This window comes from Sedimentitalea xiamensis (genome assembly GCF_030164465.1).
Classification (GTDB): Bacteria; Pseudomonadota; Alphaproteobacteria; order Rhodobacterales; family Rhodobacteraceae; genus Sedimentitalea; species Sedimentitalea xiamensis.
Map to the genome: position 1 here is coordinate 1 of NZ_JASNJE010000034.1, position 13,047 is coordinate 13,047.

General features: G+C 62.8%; 14 protein-coding genes and 2 pseudogenes. 7 read left to right on the top strand and 9 right to left on the bottom strand.

What is annotated here, in order from left to right; genetic code table 11:
- From QO034_RS19520 to QO034_RS19540, 5 genes and pseudogenes are all read left to right on the top strand, one after another.
- Window positions 1–179 (top strand): annotated as a pseudogene (locus QO034_RS19520) (IS5-like element IS711 family transposase); the annotation flags it as partial.
- A gap of 335 nt (window positions 180–514) precedes the next feature.
- Entirely contained in the window at window positions 515–916 is a 402-nt protein-coding gene (locus tag QO034_RS19525) for a recombinase-like helix-turn-helix domain-containing protein (RefSeq protein WP_284487253.1), read from the top strand.
- Window positions 832–1,545: a DUF1194 domain-containing protein gene (locus tag QO034_RS19530; RefSeq protein WP_284487211.1), complete on the top strand. Its 714-nt coding sequence runs from the start codon at window positions 832–834 to the stop codon at window positions 1,543–1,545. Before QO034_RS19525 ends, QO034_RS19530 begins: the two co-directional genes overlap by 85 nt.
- A gap of 305 nt (window positions 1,546–1,850) precedes the next feature.
- Window positions 1,851–2,132 carry a hypothetical protein gene (locus QO034_RS19535; RefSeq protein ID WP_284487212.1) on the top strand — a complete coding sequence of 94 codons (282 nt, stop codon included), beginning with the start codon at window positions 1,851–1,853 and terminating at the stop codon, window positions 2,130–2,132.
- Between the two features lie 53 nt (window positions 2,133–2,185).
- On the top strand, window positions 2,186–2,428 hold the full coding sequence (locus QO034_RS19540; RefSeq protein WP_284487248.1) for a DUF6127 family protein: 243 nt from the start codon (window positions 2,186–2,188) through the stop codon (window positions 2,426–2,428).
- Here QO034_RS19540 and QO034_RS19545 read toward each other — a convergent pair.
- On the bottom strand, window positions 2,341–2,673 hold the full coding sequence (locus QO034_RS19545; RefSeq protein WP_284487254.1) for a hypothetical protein: 333 nt from the start codon (window positions 2,671–2,673) through the stop codon (window positions 2,341–2,343). The genes QO034_RS19540 and QO034_RS19545 overlap by 88 nt on opposite strands.
- Before the next feature lie 560 nt (window positions 2,674–3,233).
- Here QO034_RS19545 and QO034_RS19550 point away from each other — a divergent pair.
- On the top strand, window positions 3,234–3,572 hold the full coding sequence (locus QO034_RS19550) for a hypothetical protein (protein ID WP_284487213.1): 339 nt from the start codon (window positions 3,234–3,236) through the stop codon (window positions 3,570–3,572).
- Window positions 3,573–3,611: 39 nt separating this feature from the next.
- Here the strand turns inward: QO034_RS19550 and QO034_RS19555 are convergent, their stop codons facing one another.
- Together QO034_RS19555 and QO034_RS19560 are read right to left on the bottom strand one after the other, a co-directional pair.
- On the bottom strand, window positions 3,612–3,806 hold the full coding sequence (locus tag QO034_RS19555; RefSeq protein WP_284487214.1) for a hypothetical protein: 195 nt from the start codon (window positions 3,804–3,806) through the stop codon (window positions 3,612–3,614).
- 163 nt (window positions 3,807–3,969) lie between these two features.
- On the bottom strand, window positions 3,970–4,725 hold the full coding sequence (locus tag QO034_RS19560) for a heparan-alpha-glucosaminide N-acetyltransferase (protein ID WP_284487215.1): 756 nt from the start codon (window positions 4,723–4,725) through the stop codon (window positions 3,970–3,972).
- A gap of 146 nt (window positions 4,726–4,871) precedes the next feature.
- Between QO034_RS19560 and QO034_RS19565 the strand changes: the two are divergent.
- A pseudogene (locus QO034_RS19565) lies at window positions 4,872–5,234 on the top strand (IS3 family transposase); the annotation flags it as partial.
- 19 nt (window positions 5,235–5,253) lie between these two features.
- Here QO034_RS19565 and QO034_RS19570 read toward each other — a convergent pair.
- The 6 genes from QO034_RS19570 to QO034_RS19595 all read right to left on the bottom strand — a co-directional run bounded on the left by QO034_RS19570 (window position 5,254) and on the right by QO034_RS19595 (window position 12,891).
- The gene (locus QO034_RS19570) at window positions 5,254–7,236 is read right to left on the bottom strand and encodes an alpha/beta fold hydrolase (protein ID WP_284487216.1); all 1,983 of its coding nucleotides are present in this window, start codon (window positions 7,234–7,236) and stop codon (window positions 5,254–5,256) included.
- Window positions 7,237–7,322: 86 nt separating this feature from the next.
- The gene (locus QO034_RS19575; RefSeq protein WP_284487217.1) at window positions 7,323–8,234 is read right to left on the bottom strand and encodes a CPBP family intramembrane glutamic endopeptidase; all 912 of its coding nucleotides are present in this window, start codon (window positions 8,232–8,234) and stop codon (window positions 7,323–7,325) included.
- Window positions 8,235–8,372: 138 nt separating this feature from the next.
- Window positions 8,373–9,659, bottom strand: a complete 1,287-nt coding sequence (locus tag QO034_RS19580; protein WP_284487218.1) for a PDZ domain-containing protein — start codon at window positions 9,657–9,659, stop codon at window positions 8,373–8,375.
- The gene (locus QO034_RS19585; RefSeq protein ID WP_284487219.1) at window positions 9,656–11,251 is read right to left on the bottom strand and encodes an amidase family protein; all 1,596 of its coding nucleotides are present in this window, start codon (window positions 11,249–11,251) and stop codon (window positions 9,656–9,658) included. The genes QO034_RS19580 and QO034_RS19585 overlap by 4 nt, the downstream gene beginning before the upstream one ends.
- Window positions 11,252–11,332: 81 nt before the next feature.
- Complete coding sequence (locus QO034_RS19590; protein WP_284487220.1) at window positions 11,333–12,382, bottom strand: SH3 domain-containing protein; 1,050 nt, start codon at window positions 12,380–12,382, stop codon at window positions 11,333–11,335.
- 266 nt (window positions 12,383–12,648) lie between these two features.
- Window positions 12,649–12,891, bottom strand: a complete 243-nt coding sequence (locus QO034_RS19595; RefSeq protein WP_284487221.1) for a hypothetical protein — start codon at window positions 12,889–12,891, stop codon at window positions 12,649–12,651.
- Window positions 12,892–13,047 lie beyond the last annotated feature (156 nt).

A 13,047-nucleotide genomic window follows, 5' to 3' on the forward strand; every position in this document is an offset into this window, starting at 1 on the left:
ACCCGACCCGCGCAACGCGCTATCCCATCGACTGGAGGCTCTGCAAGGAGCCCCATCTGGTCGAGTGTTTCTTCAATCGGATCAAACGATTCCGCCGTATCGCACTGCGCTGCGAAAAGACAATCTCGTCCTTTCGGGCATTCGTTGCCCTTGCCTGTGCTATGACATGGATCGGTTAAATGCAGACGCCGCCTAATGTACGCGCCGCGAGAAGGCCCGAAGTTGAAGGAAGAGATCGATCCCTCGGTATGGAACCTTTGGGACAACGAACCCTCGTATCGGCCCTCTTCGCTGCAAAGACTTCGGACCGAGAGGACCTGATCGCCATACGGACCGGATTGAACGGAGCGCACCATTTCTGATCCTTTACGGCACGGTCGCGCGGGATTCCTATCCTGCAACATGCCCGAGGCCAACGACCTCACCGTCGGCATCATGGCCCTGGTCGCCCAGCAGGAACGCGAGGCGATCTCCCGCCGCACAAGGAAACCCTCGCTACCGCAAGGCGCGCGGCGTGACGCTCGGCAACCCCAACGGCGCGGCAGCTCTGCGACGCGCCGGCAAGGGAGCTGTGGCGCTGCGTGCCGCAGTCACCGCCAACGCCGACACCTTCGCCGCCGACCTCGCACCGGTTCTCGAAACCATCCGGTCCGAAGGTCACACCACTCTCCGCGCCCTCGCCAGCGAACTGAACAGGCAGGGCATCCAGACTCGTCGCGGCGGCAGTTGGCATGTGTCGACGGTACGGAACCTGATCGCGCGGCTGGGTTCGCGACACGCCGCTGTCCGAAAAGTTTGGCGGGAGACGCTCGGTGATCTATTTCTGTCCGCATGTGGAAATGCGCTCTCCTTCTCTGGCTCGCCACAACGTTTCCGTTGTCGGCGCAGGACGTGGATCTCGAACTCGTGCTGCTAGCGGATGCATCCGGTTCGATCACGGGAGAGGAGATCCGGTTCCAGCGGGCGGGATATGCGGAGGCGATCACCGATCCCGATGTGATCGGCGCCATTGAAAATACCGCGTATGGTTCAATTGCCGTGACCTATGTCGAATGGGCGACCAATACCGCCGTGGTGGTCGACTGGACACGTATAGATGGCATGGAAACGGCCCGTGCCTTCGCGGAACGTCTCCTGTTGCCGCCCCGTCAGGCTGTCGGCCGCAATGCGATCGGGGCGGCCTTGCTGGATGCCAAACGCCTTATCGAGCGGAACAGGTTCGAGGGCTGGCGCAAGGTCATCGACTTCTCGGGGGACAGCCCCAACAGCTTTTCCGGCCCCTCCATATCAGCCGCGCGCGACGAGGTCGTGGCCGCCGGCATCACCATCAATGCCCTGCCCATTCTCTGCCGCTTCTGCGATACGGCCGTGCGTTTCCCCGATCTCGCCGAAATCTACGAGGAGCGCATAATCGGAGGGCGTGGCGCGTTCGTCGTGACCGCCCACAGCGAGGAGGACCTGACTGCCGCCATCGTCCGGAAACTGGTGCTGGAAATATCGGGCAGGATGCCGGCGCACGAGATTGCCGGCAAGATCGATCGATAAGCCGGACGGCAATGTCGCTGAATTCATCGTGAAATCCCGGACCGGTTTCGCGGCCTTGGCGCACGTCGGCCTCTTCGGCTCGGTCCGCTTTCGCGGTCTCCGCCGACGGCAGCACCTTCTTCGACGGGCTGAGCGTCGACAACGCCACCGGCATCGTCGATCAGCCCCGGCTGCCGCGGTTCAAGGCGTACACGAACTACGACAACTACATCGGCGTCGGGACCTGGACGAAGATCGGTCTGAACAACACCGACTACAACGATCAGGGCGCCTTCGACGCCGCGAACGACCATTTCGTGGCGCCCGTGGACGGCACCTACCTCTTCGGCGCGACGCTCATGTACAAGGTCAACGCCAGTACCACCGCCCGCATGCGCGGGCGGCTCGTGCTGAACGGCACGACCGAAATCCGCGGCTCCCTCGGCGAAATCTCCGCCACCCACGTCTCGCTCGCCACCGCGATCTGGCTTCAGACCCTGGTGCCGCTGACCGCGGGCGATACCGTCGAGCTGCAGGGGTATTTCCGGGTCGCGGACGGCTACTTCGCCGCCGATCACACGTCCTTCTGGGGCTGCAAGGTCGACTGAGCGGTGGAAGGAGGATCCCGATGACACCACCACGATCCGAGGGCTTCGTGCGCATGCCCGATGCCGAGTTCGAAGCGATCCTGGCGCGCGCTACCGAGGAAGGCGCGAAGCGCGCGCTCGCCGATGTCGGGCTCGATAGCGATGAGGCCGCACTCGATCTTCGTGACCTGCGGCGCGGGCGTGTCGCTGAATGCGATGAATTCCCAATTCAAAGAACGCGCGTGATCACGACCTTGAAGATCAGAACCGGCACAGAAAGTGGCCGAGTTACCATCATTTTGACTTTGGCACGATAGACCTCATCGAGGTTGTTGGCGAGCTGCCACGAGACGACCCGGGCGGTGACGCACCGGGTGAGGACGGCGCCGGCGATGAGCCCGGCCGGGATCAACAGTACCGGGTACACGGCGGCCGGGAGCAGTGTCGCCCCGAGCGCGGCGAGGTAGGCGCGGACAAACTCGCTGACTTGGTACGGCCGCGGGTGCTGCTTGCCTCGACGGTGGCGCTGGCGCGGCGCCTCGAGCATATGGGAGCTGGCCATGGGATCTCCTGTTCGGTGGGTGGCGTGAGCGGCAGCTCAGAACCGAGCCCGGCGCCCGGTACTCGCGTCCTGCACCTCGACGACGCGCAGGCTCTTGAGCTTGACCTTGGTCGCGGCCGGGTTGCGGTATCCGCCTCGAGAACGCGCCCGGCGCCCGCTTCACGCCCAGGCAAATGAGACCGTCACATCAATCGCCCTTAATTGCGGACTCACGCATCTCGGTCGGTTTGCCAGAGCTTACCGGGACAAGTTCGGCGTATTGCCCTCGCAGGCCCTGCAACGCGGAACCGGCCCGTGGCGGATGTGATGTTCCCGCGGCCTGCCGGACGTTGCGCGACTCGGATCGGTCCCGCGATGTGGCGTGGCAGGCAGGACGTGGCAGCAATCTTGCAGGATGGGGATAAACATCTTCGCAAGTTGAATTGACCAGACTCGATATTCGCAGATACTTGACTTCCAATAACATTCGACGAAACTGCACAGTGCAGCCTCGATATCCCGCGCGCCGAGATCCTCGCCAGCGCGCCCCGGGCCTGTAATATTCGAGGAAGGAGATGCATATGAAAACATCATTGCTTGTGCTGCCGATCCTGGCGCTTGCCGCGGGGTGCGTGGAGACGGACGGCAGTATCGCCTCCGGTTCCAACACCTCCGGCGGATCGGCGACCGCGTCGATCAACCCGCGCAGCGGCGGCGGCTACACGCTGGTTCTCAGCACGCAGGGCAACACCTGCACCGCAATTTATGAAAATCCGGCGCCAGGCGGAACTGAACTGCGCCCTCTCAACTGTTCCGGCGACGGCAGTGGAAACGCGACAGTGAGCTACGACACCGCCGGCGCGCCAGTCAGAGTGACCTTTGGCGGCGTGGGCATTGGCAGCGGCACGATCAGATTCTGAATCCACCCGTACTGCAGGGGAGGCGGCGGGCATCCGGGATCAGAGCACGCCCTCGTCGACGAGCGACTCGATGCCGGCCGTCGTGCTGTCGCCATACGCGATGCATTGCCACGGTGCCCGTTCCGGTCCGAGGCCGACCCGCACCAGCGTTCCGGCTTCGGAGAATCCCGAACCGAGCGGCGTGACATCGGGATTGTTCGTCGTGTCTCGGCAGGGGTCCCTTGCCATCTTCATTGCAACGCCTGGTTAACACGCATGTGACGGCATCCGCCGGTGCACGGGAAGTGTACGCAAGTCCCCCCGATTCCGCCCGCTTCGTCCTTGTTAGCCATGAGTTTCCGTACCGGTTCGGTTGTCCCGCCGCATCGGGCGTTCAGAGCCTGTCAAGGGCGGCATCCTAGTGCAGGACGCGGTCGGCCATCCAGACTGCGCCGAACAGTATGGGCTGATGCAGCAGATAGATCGATAGACTGTTGCGTCCGGGCCAGGACAGGATCCGTCCGACCTTGCCCGGCAATTCGGTCAAGCCCTGCCATCTGTCCGCAAACAGGCGCGCGAACAGAAGCCCGAACAGACAGACTCCCAGCCAGGGAAAGATCGGCTCGTAATCCAGCATTCGGGGTCTGATCCCTCCAAGTCCTGTCCAGAGCCAGACCGGATCATCGAATACCGCCCAGTCGGCCCGGCCCAGCAGCAGCGAGACGATCGCGGCCAGGGCCAGTACGGCAACCGGCGCCTGCAGGAACAGCAGGCCCGCAGTCGTGGAAAGGGCGATGGCATGCAGGATGCCAAACCGCACCCAGGCCTGTGGCATTGCCAAGCGGGTCGCCAGCGAGACGGCGGTCGCAGCCAGCACGAGAATACTGAGCCGGCGCAAAAAAGAGCGCCACCGAATACCGTCAGCATGCGCTAGCCACAGGCATATTCCGGACAGGAACAGAAAGCTTCCGGCGATAATCCGCGCGAAGACCTTCCACCCTGTCGCCTGCATCGTATCTTGCGAAAGGAAGCCGAACATCGTCAGATCCCAGGCCAGATGGAAAAGGATCATTGCAACCAGAGCGATCGACCTCGCAATGTCGATTGCCAGTAGGCGCCGCGGTCGCATCGGAACAACCAACTTTACTTCAGATACGGTCCGTTGAGTGCGCATCAATCCATCTCCAAATCATGAACACCCGGTCAGTTTTCACGGGCTTTTGCCACGTCCCAATCTGTCTTGGGATCAGGGAGTTCAAAAAAACTAGTGTTCCTCACCTGACAGAAGATTCCCATCAACGATCATATGGGCCGGACGTGTCGATGATGAGGCAGATGTGAAGGCGCTGGAGGACGAGAACCGGCGGCTGAAACGCATGTTCGCGGATCTCAGCATGCAGGCTGATCTTCTGAAGGAGGCTCTGGGAAAAAATGACCCGGCCAGCTCAACGCCGCGAGTTGGCCGAGAAGGCTGTGGCGACAAGAGGGGTAAGCATCGCGCTGGCCTGCTGCTCGTTCGGCGTCAGCGAGACCCGTTTCCGCTACAGTCCGAAGCGCGACGAAGAGAACGAACTGATCGCCGACCTGCTGGTCGGGCTGACCAGGGCGCACAAGACCTGGCGGTTCAGGCTGTGTTTCCTGCATCTTCGGAACGTGAAGGGACATGACTGGAACCACAAGCGTCGGCTTTCTCCGTATGCTTTCAAAGTGGAAGCGGATGCAGGTTCCCGTCCGGCAGCATGACGGGCGGACGCAGATCTGCGATGCAGGAAGTGTCGATGGTGCCTTCCGGGTTTTCGATGAAGGCCTCGGTGATGTCTCTGGCGCATTGGCTGAAAAGAATCGTGCCGTGGCCGGATTCCGGAAAGACCAGGTTCTGCGCATTGATCAGTGTTTCGGCGGCTACGGCCCCCCAGGCGCCGGAGGTCTGGGTGTCGATCTCTCCGTTCATCACCAGTACGCGCTGGTCGCTCTTGACAGGCTCCAGCCAGTTGTCGCGTGGCACAGGCGTGAATACCTGCTCGCAGACATCGAAAAACGTCGGCACTTCATTGATCAGGAGCTGCGTCATTAGGGGACCGAAGGGAAGCGACTCTGTCTCGGCCTTCACGCCTTCGAGCGAGTTGAATCCGTCGACAAAGTCTTCCTGGCACGCGAAGAGGTAGGACTCGAAATCGCCTTCGACGCCGTCTTCAAGGGCCTGATTGTCAAGGCCGATCAATTCAAAGACCCGCGCCACGTCGGCGTCATCCATCGACAGCGTCAGCGCGGCCAGCTGCGACGCCGTCGATCCGCTGAAATGTGTTGTGACAAGGTCCAAGAGCGCCGTCTTTTCAGGCTCCGCAAACCGCAGGTTGAGATAGTCGCGTCCGACGGCAAGGCGGTCGTCACGCGACGGCAGCGCGCGGATCGCCTCATCCATGATGTCGTCGAAGAGTTCGGCCAGCCCGACATTCGCCCGGTCCGCGGCAATGTCGCTTTCCAGCTGCCGGATTGCCTGTTGCGCCATCGCAGTGTTGGCCTCGATGACTTGCGCGGCGGTAGTCGCCGCGACGACCAGCGCCTGTTCGTCCCCGCTCAGCCCTGCGGCGCTGGCCTGGGCGACAAGCGAATCCGCGGCCACCTGCGGTGGGATCTGGCCGCTCACCATCTGCGTCAGCAGCGTGGTGTCGCCCTCTTCGAGTTGCGCCACCATAAGCGGAAGGTAGGTCGAGATCTTGTTGGGATTCTGGCTGCGCCGGTCGTTGCGCCCCTTGATGTCCAGAAATAACCTTATGCCCGGATAGGGCTGTCCCATCACCTCGACCGGTTCTTCCATCATGCTGTCGAGCAAAGCATAGAAGCGCGCGGTGATGCCCGGATAGGCCTCGGCACAGACCGGATCGCGTTCGCATGGCCCGAAGGTGTTGTCGAAGGACTCCGCGTAGGGCGTAATGAGCGAGTCGTAAAGGTTGACCTGCGGCGGCGCGACCCCGTCGAGCACGATCGAGCGGATGCCGGGAAGCTCCTGCCGCATGACCTCAAGTGTGAGCTTCGTGCCGTAGGACACGCCGTAGATGTTGTACGCGGGATAGCCGAGCGCCGACATCACGGCACCGACGTCGCGCGCGTTCTGGGTCGTGTTGATTTTTTTGATATCGACCCCGCGGCCCACGATTTCCTCGAGGCAGGAGCGCGTGAAGTCGACCGGCAGGTCCGGCAATTCCTCTCCGGCAAAGGATCGGACCGACTCATCGAGATTGTCTGCAATCGTTCCAAAACAGTCCATATCGGGCGCGCTGGCGTCCACGCCGCGCTGATCGAAGGAGACGATGTCACGGCGCTGGCGCAGGTGGTCGAAGAACTGGCTGACCGCGTGCACATTGCGGACCGTACCGCCGCCGGGGCCGCCATGAAGATAGACCACCGGGTCCGGCGCGGGCGACAGGGAATGCGCTTTGTAGACGATCCAGCTGAGGTTCATCTGGCGGCCCTCAGGCGCGTCGTGGTCCTCGGGCACCGTAACCGTGCCGCAGATCACCGTCTCGCCTTCGATTTCGGCTGGTGCAACGGGACGGGCGCAAGGCGTGATCTCTGTGACATAGGCCGGATCGGCGCTCCCGTCGGTCAGGTTAGGAAAATGCGACGGGTCAGGCTCCCCGGCGATCAGGGAGGCCACAAGAGCGATGATGTCTTCGGCGGTCATGTCAGGGGATCCTTTCTATATCGAAGTCAGTGCGAAGCGGATGCGCCGCGTTCTTCGGAGGACTGGGCGAATTGATCGGGTCTGCTTCAAAGGGCTGTACCCCGCGAGGTGTTCTCGGTTGGCCCGGCAGGACGGTTCGAGAAGGCCCACCAGGCAATCATCAGTGCCACGATAAGAATGACAAGTCCCGGCAGGCTGGCCTCGACGCCGTAGTCTCCGCCCGACAGGATGTCGGAGCTTCCCTCCGCCGGTCCGATACTGAAGAGCGCGGCCGCACGCGGATGCCCGCTGACCGGCAAACCAAACACGTTGCCCTGACAGAAATTCCACCCGACGTGAATGCCGCTGATCAGCCAGAGCGATCCTTGCTGCAGGGCGACAAGACAGGCAAAGACCGCGTACACCCCGAGAACCGCCAGGATCAAAGGCTCGAAAGTGACATGGACAATCGCAAAAAGGAATGAGCTTCCAAGTATGGCGGCCCATCCCGGAAGCTGGCGCGCCCCCATCTGCAGCATGTAACCGCGCACGACCGCTTCTTCCGTCGATCCCTGGATCGCGAACACGGCCAGCAGGGGTACAATAGGCAGGAGCGCCGCTGTCCCGGAGACAGTGTGATAGCTGGCTCCCGCTTCGTAGATCCCGACAATCAACAGGAAGAGGACGGGAAGGGCCATCATCGCGCCGCCGATGGCAAGCCCAAGCGCGAATTTCCGGACACCGCCGGCGCCCCGGAAGCCGACTGTCGACAGCGGCCGGCCCTCTTTGAGCCGCACCCAAAGAAAGAGGGCGAGCAGTGTGAATCCAAAGACGAAGAGTTCGGAGTACTGGTGCAAGGGGCTTTTGACATCGTCCCCGAGGACCGCCGCGCCGACGATCGTTCCGGCGATGCCTCCGGTGAGGATGATGACGATGGTGACAATCCACGCGGCCCACCACCTGGAGGGCCGTTTCGCCACATCCGCGAGGCCCACAAGGGGGTTGCGTTTCAAGTCCATGCCACATCTCCCGCGGTCGATTGAAAATGGCGGGTCACGCAAGGGGCACGATACCGAAGAACAGGGTAGTTGTCCGATTTCGAATCCACTCTGTCCCGGATGGATGGCCCCCGCCCCCGCGCCACCGATTGTCGTATCTCATTTGCCCCCGATGAGAAAACCTTCGATCGGGCTGACGTCGTAGGTCTCGCCCGCTTCGGTCGTGATTGTATCGATGCCGGCCGCGCTGAGCGCGCAATAGAGATCGGGGTCATTACCGGACACATCCTGGCCGTTGACCGCCACGACCTTTTCGCCAATCGTCAGTCCGGCGACGTCCGCGCGACCGCCGAGTGCCAACGAGGTCACCATCAGCGATCCGTCCGGTTGCAGACCGATCCCCGCAGCGGGGACGTCCGTCATGCCCGACACGCTGCCGTCCTCGGCCAGCGGATCGAGATGCATCATCTGGGTAGACCAGTCGAAGGTGACGACGAAATCCTTGAGGAACATGTGCCCCATGTTCCCGGCCACTCCGGGCGCCATGCCGTCACCGACGAATACCGTTGTCGTGATCTCGGTCCCGGCCAGGCTGACAGGAAGCTGGAGCGATGTCAGCGCAATGTCAAAGGCACCGGCAGCGCCTCCGCCAATGTTGGCCATCCTGGGGGCATTTCCAGGCATCTCCACTCCGAGCGAGGCGAAGTCGTCAGTGTTGATCGTCAGGGGAATACCGCCGCCGCTGTCGACGACGAATTCCAGCGTTTCTTTGCCAATCTGCAATTGAACGTGGGGGGTCGGTGAAGTCGTTCCCGGTTTGATGGTGAATGGCAGGGCGATGGCTCCCTCGATGTGGTCCAGTTGATCGGCACTGGCCGCGACGGTTACCTCATTTGCACCATAATCTATCTGCCAGACGCCGTTGCGCATGGCAGGTGCGCCCAAAAGCCCGTGCTGGGTAATGCAGTAAAACGCGCTGCCTGCTTCCCATCCAGCTCCGGCGGTGAGTTTGGTGATTGGCAGGACGTCCTGAACTGTCGCGGCGGGGATCAGCGTCGTCGGCGTCCAGATCAATGTGTTGCCTCCAGCCATTCCGGGCGACTCGAAGACAACCTCGCCGCCCCAGGCCTCAATGATTTCGTAGGTGACGATGGTCGGCGCGCCTGTGTCGAGCATGAAGGGCAGCGCCGTCTCTCCGTCGAATGACACATCAACGACGACATGGGCCATCACGTCCCGAAACGGGAAGGTCACCGGCAGCGCCTCAGCGTCATAGACGTTGACGGTCGGCAGAAAGCTATCGATGTCCGCCCGAAAAACGTTGTAGGCATCGAGCTTCGCCTGATCTTCCTCCGTCAGCTTTACATCCTCCTGTGCTTGCAACGGGCAAGCGGCCAGAAGGCATGCGGCAAGGGGTGCGAGTGTGTTACGTGAGGGACGTGTCATCGTTCGATCTCCGGAACGAGGCGATAATTGGAAGCTTGTTCGAAGGCGTATGCATAGCCGAGCAAAGCGGCATCCTCGCCCTGCTTGCCGATCAGGGTGACGCCGACCGGCATTCCGGCACTTTCGCGGCCAAGCGCCGCCATTAGCCCACCAGCGGAGCGCGCGCCCAGCGGCACGGTGATCGCCGGATACCCGGCGGTTGCGTAGACCTGAGCATGATCGTTGTCGATGCTGACAAGCGCCTCGGCTCCGCTGGCGGCAAATGCCGCCTCGAGCAATTGGGTTGCGTTTGCCGTCAGGGTCGGGCCAAGGGACCGAAAATCGTCTTCGGGAAGTTCGGCGGCTTGGCTCACCTTGCCGGCCAGCAGGTCCGAGCCGAACGGCGCCCGCGTTTCCGGCGCCGTGGCGTAGTATGCCACGAGCGCCTCGGGACCATCTATCTCAGGCACGACAGTCCCGACGAAGGCTGTCATCTCGTACCGGATACCGCCCGCGAGAAACAGGTCGAACGCGCTGAGCGCGGACTGCCAGCCCGCGAGGCTCGCGGGCACGACCTCCGCGCCGGTCAGGGTCAGCGTCGCCGCTATCCGCTGTAGCAAGTCGGCGTTGCCCGGCTGGGCAGCGAGCTCGCTTGAGAGAACGCCAACGGTAACACCCTTCAGCGCATCGGTCGAAAGGCCAGCTCCGTAATCGACCTCTGCAGTGTCGATGACGCCCAGCAACAACGCGGCGTCGGTGACGGTCCTCGCGATGGGGCCGGGCGAGTCGTTGTTGGACAACAAGGGGATGACACCCTCGCCGCTGATAAGGTCGCGGCTCGGTTTCATGCCGACGACGCTTTGCCACGCCGACGGCGCGATCAGTGAGCCGGATGTCTCGCTGCCGACGCTGACAACGGTGAGGTTGGCCGAAACTGCCCCCGCCGATCCGGAGCTGGAGCCGCCGGTCGCAAAGGGACCATGCGGATTGATGCCCTGACCCGCAACGGCGGTGGAACCGCCGAGGATGAGACCAAGCGAGATCGCCCCGGCGAATTCGGACAGGTTGGCCTTGCCGAGTATCACCGCGCCGCCTGCGCGAAGCTGCTGAACGAGAGGCGCATCCGCCTCCGGTGTGTAGTCCAGCAGGATCTCCGCCCCGGCGGTGGTGTGCATCGGCGCCGCGGTCCCGATGTTGTCCTTCAGACTGACCGGGATGCCATCCAACGGGCCCAGACCGCCGCCTTCTGCGCGGCGGGCGTCTGCGGCAGCGGCCTCCTCCAGGGCGGCGGGATTGATCTCGATATATGTCCGGTAACGCTCGTCTAGCGCTTCGATCCGTTCCAGATAGTAGCGCGTGAGGATCATGGAGGTCAGTTGACCATCTTCCATGAAGCCCTGAAGTTCCGGGATCGTGAGCGTCGGCAATACCTGGTCCAACGTTGCCACGATATCGTCAGGCAGCGCCGGTGTGCCCTCGGGCAGTGCCGGAAACTCGAGCGGCCTGAGCCGGGGCATCTGGCCATCATCCTGAGCTAGTGTTGCCACCGGACAGAGCGCCACGACACACGCGGCGAGGGGAAGAGTGATAAATCTGAGAACCTTGGTCGTCATGTCGTTCGCTCCTTCAACGGTTGCCCGGCGCCGCGAGGGAATTCCGGCACCGGGCCATGGCTGGCACCGCTGACCTCACGGTCAGTCGAAGCGGGCCACAGCGGCATCCGACAGGGTCAGTTGCGCCGATGAGCAGGAACTGCCGGCCTGAATGCGCTGATGCGCCGGATTGTAGAGAACCGTGCATCCCCCGGCCCAACCAACTTCTATTTCTCCGGTCGGGCGGAGGTAGAGATCCGGCGAGATGTTGCTGCCGGATGGAATCTGGATGCCCGGACCCGAGGCCGCCGGTGCTCCGCCTTCGCGCAGGTATCGTCCTGACACCCAGCCGTCGTAACCTCCGTCCGGAGTTTGCACGTGGCACCAGCGGTCGGACCCGGTGCCGCGGCAGCCGAGGTTGCGCAGGGTCAGGCCGTTCGGTGCGCGCGCGACGATGCTGTAGCGCGTGGCAGGACCGGTGCGGATGTTCAGGTAATCGCCCGCGGCGACTCCCGTGACCTCCCAAAAATCCGGCCCGCCCGCATCGCCGTCGGCAAAGCTCGAAACGGGGAGAGACGGCGACGGCGATGCTGGAGCTCCGCTTTCGCGCAGAAAACGCCCGGCCACCCAGCCCGAGATCAGACCATTGCCGGATTCCACATGGCACCAGCGATCGGGGCCGCTGCCGCGGCAGCCGAGATTACGGAACACCTGGCCGCTATGCACACGGGACACCACCTGATGGGTCGTACCCGGCCTACTGCGTACATTGAGAGTGTCCCCTCCGGTCAGCCCCGCCACTTGCCAGTAGTCCGGTCCGCCGGCGGCGCCGTCGGCAAGGTCTGCCGCCGGTACGGAATGGCTCGCGCCACCGATATGGATCGAGAGGGTAATGTTGGCGGTTTCGTTTCGGCGCGCTGCGGCCCGGATCAGGTAGACGCGGATCACCCAGTCGCCGCTCGCGGGCAGCGTACCGTCAAAGTGGTTTCCCGCCGACGACCCCATGTGGATCGCCTGCGGGTCCCCCGATGGCATCAGGTTGAAGTACGCACTCGGGTTGTCGGTGCCGAGGTCGATTACCATACGCTGACCGACGCCCGCATTCAGCACATAGTCGACGATGTCCTGACCCTCCAGACGAGTCTGGATCACACTTCCGGACGTTCCCGGTGCAAAGGACACGCGCTCGGCCCTGATCCCCTGGGCATCAGAGGGCGAGGGCACCAAGGATACGACAAGCCCCACCAACAATGCAGATATCGCAACGAAAACCCTCAACGGTATTGCTGACTTTCCGAACAAAGCTAGACCCCTTCATTGATTGCGCTGGAGGCCAGTGGCGTACCCATCGCACTGTTGTCGGCACACCAGGCGCAGCGCGGCCGGTCGTTCGGTCAGGCTGCGCTGCGTCCCTGAGGTCAGAACCGGAGCGACCCAGCGTTCGCGCCCGGACGGGCGAAGACGAATTGCGAGGGTTGTGCAGAAGCGTTGTAGACCAATGTCGCGGTTCCGTTGACGCCATCCGTGCAAACGATATTCGTCAATTCCGACCTGCCGGCGGAGGGCGCTTCGTCGAGAACCCCGGTACAGGTGAAATCCAGACCACCCGACAAGGTGACCGTCTGATTTCCGTCGCTGCGCGGACGAAGCGCAACAGACACGGTGTCGCCGGTGTTGTCCTGCCCCACCGCGGTTGCAGTCGGTGCCGTCAGACTGCCGGATGTTCCGCCGGTCTCGACACAGGCGGATAGCACCAAGACAGCCGGAAGCGCCAGAACCGCAGATGAGAAATTACGCGTTGGAGCGTGGAAAGAACA

Coding starts and splice junctions, on each gene's coding strand:
- QO034_RS19570 (WP_284487216.1), bottom strand. CDS start 7,236: ATGACCGCCGAAGACATCATCGCTCTTGTGGCCTCCCTGATCGCCGGG.
- QO034_RS19545 (WP_284487254.1), bottom strand. CDS start 2,673: ATGGCCAGCTCCCATATGCTCGAGGCGCCGCGCCAGCGCCACCGTCGA.
- QO034_RS19585 (WP_284487219.1), bottom strand. CDS start 11,251: ATGACGACCAAGGTTCTCAGATTTATCACTCTTCCCCTCGCCGCGTGT.
- QO034_RS19540 (WP_284487248.1), top strand. CDS start 2,186: ATGCCCGATGCCGAGTTCGAAGCGATCCTGGCGCGCGCTACCGAGGAA.
- QO034_RS19560 (WP_284487215.1), bottom strand. CDS start 4,725: ATGCGCACTCAACGGACCGTATCTGAAGTAAAGTTGGTTGTTCCGATG.
- QO034_RS19575 (WP_284487217.1), bottom strand. CDS start 8,234: ATGGACTTGAAACGCAACCCCCTTGTGGGCCTCGCGGATGTGGCGAAA.
- QO034_RS19550 (WP_284487213.1), top strand. CDS start 3,234: ATGAAAACATCATTGCTTGTGCTGCCGATCCTGGCGCTTGCCGCGGGG.
- QO034_RS19580 (WP_284487218.1), bottom strand. CDS start 9,659: ATGACACGTCCCTCACGTAACACACTCGCACCCCTTGCCGCATGCCTT.
- QO034_RS19555 (WP_284487214.1), bottom strand. CDS start 3,806: ATGAAGATGGCAAGGGACCCCTGCCGAGACACGACGAACAATCCCGAT.
- QO034_RS19530 (WP_284487211.1), top strand. CDS start 832: ATGTGGAAATGCGCTCTCCTTCTCTGGCTCGCCACAACGTTTCCGTTG.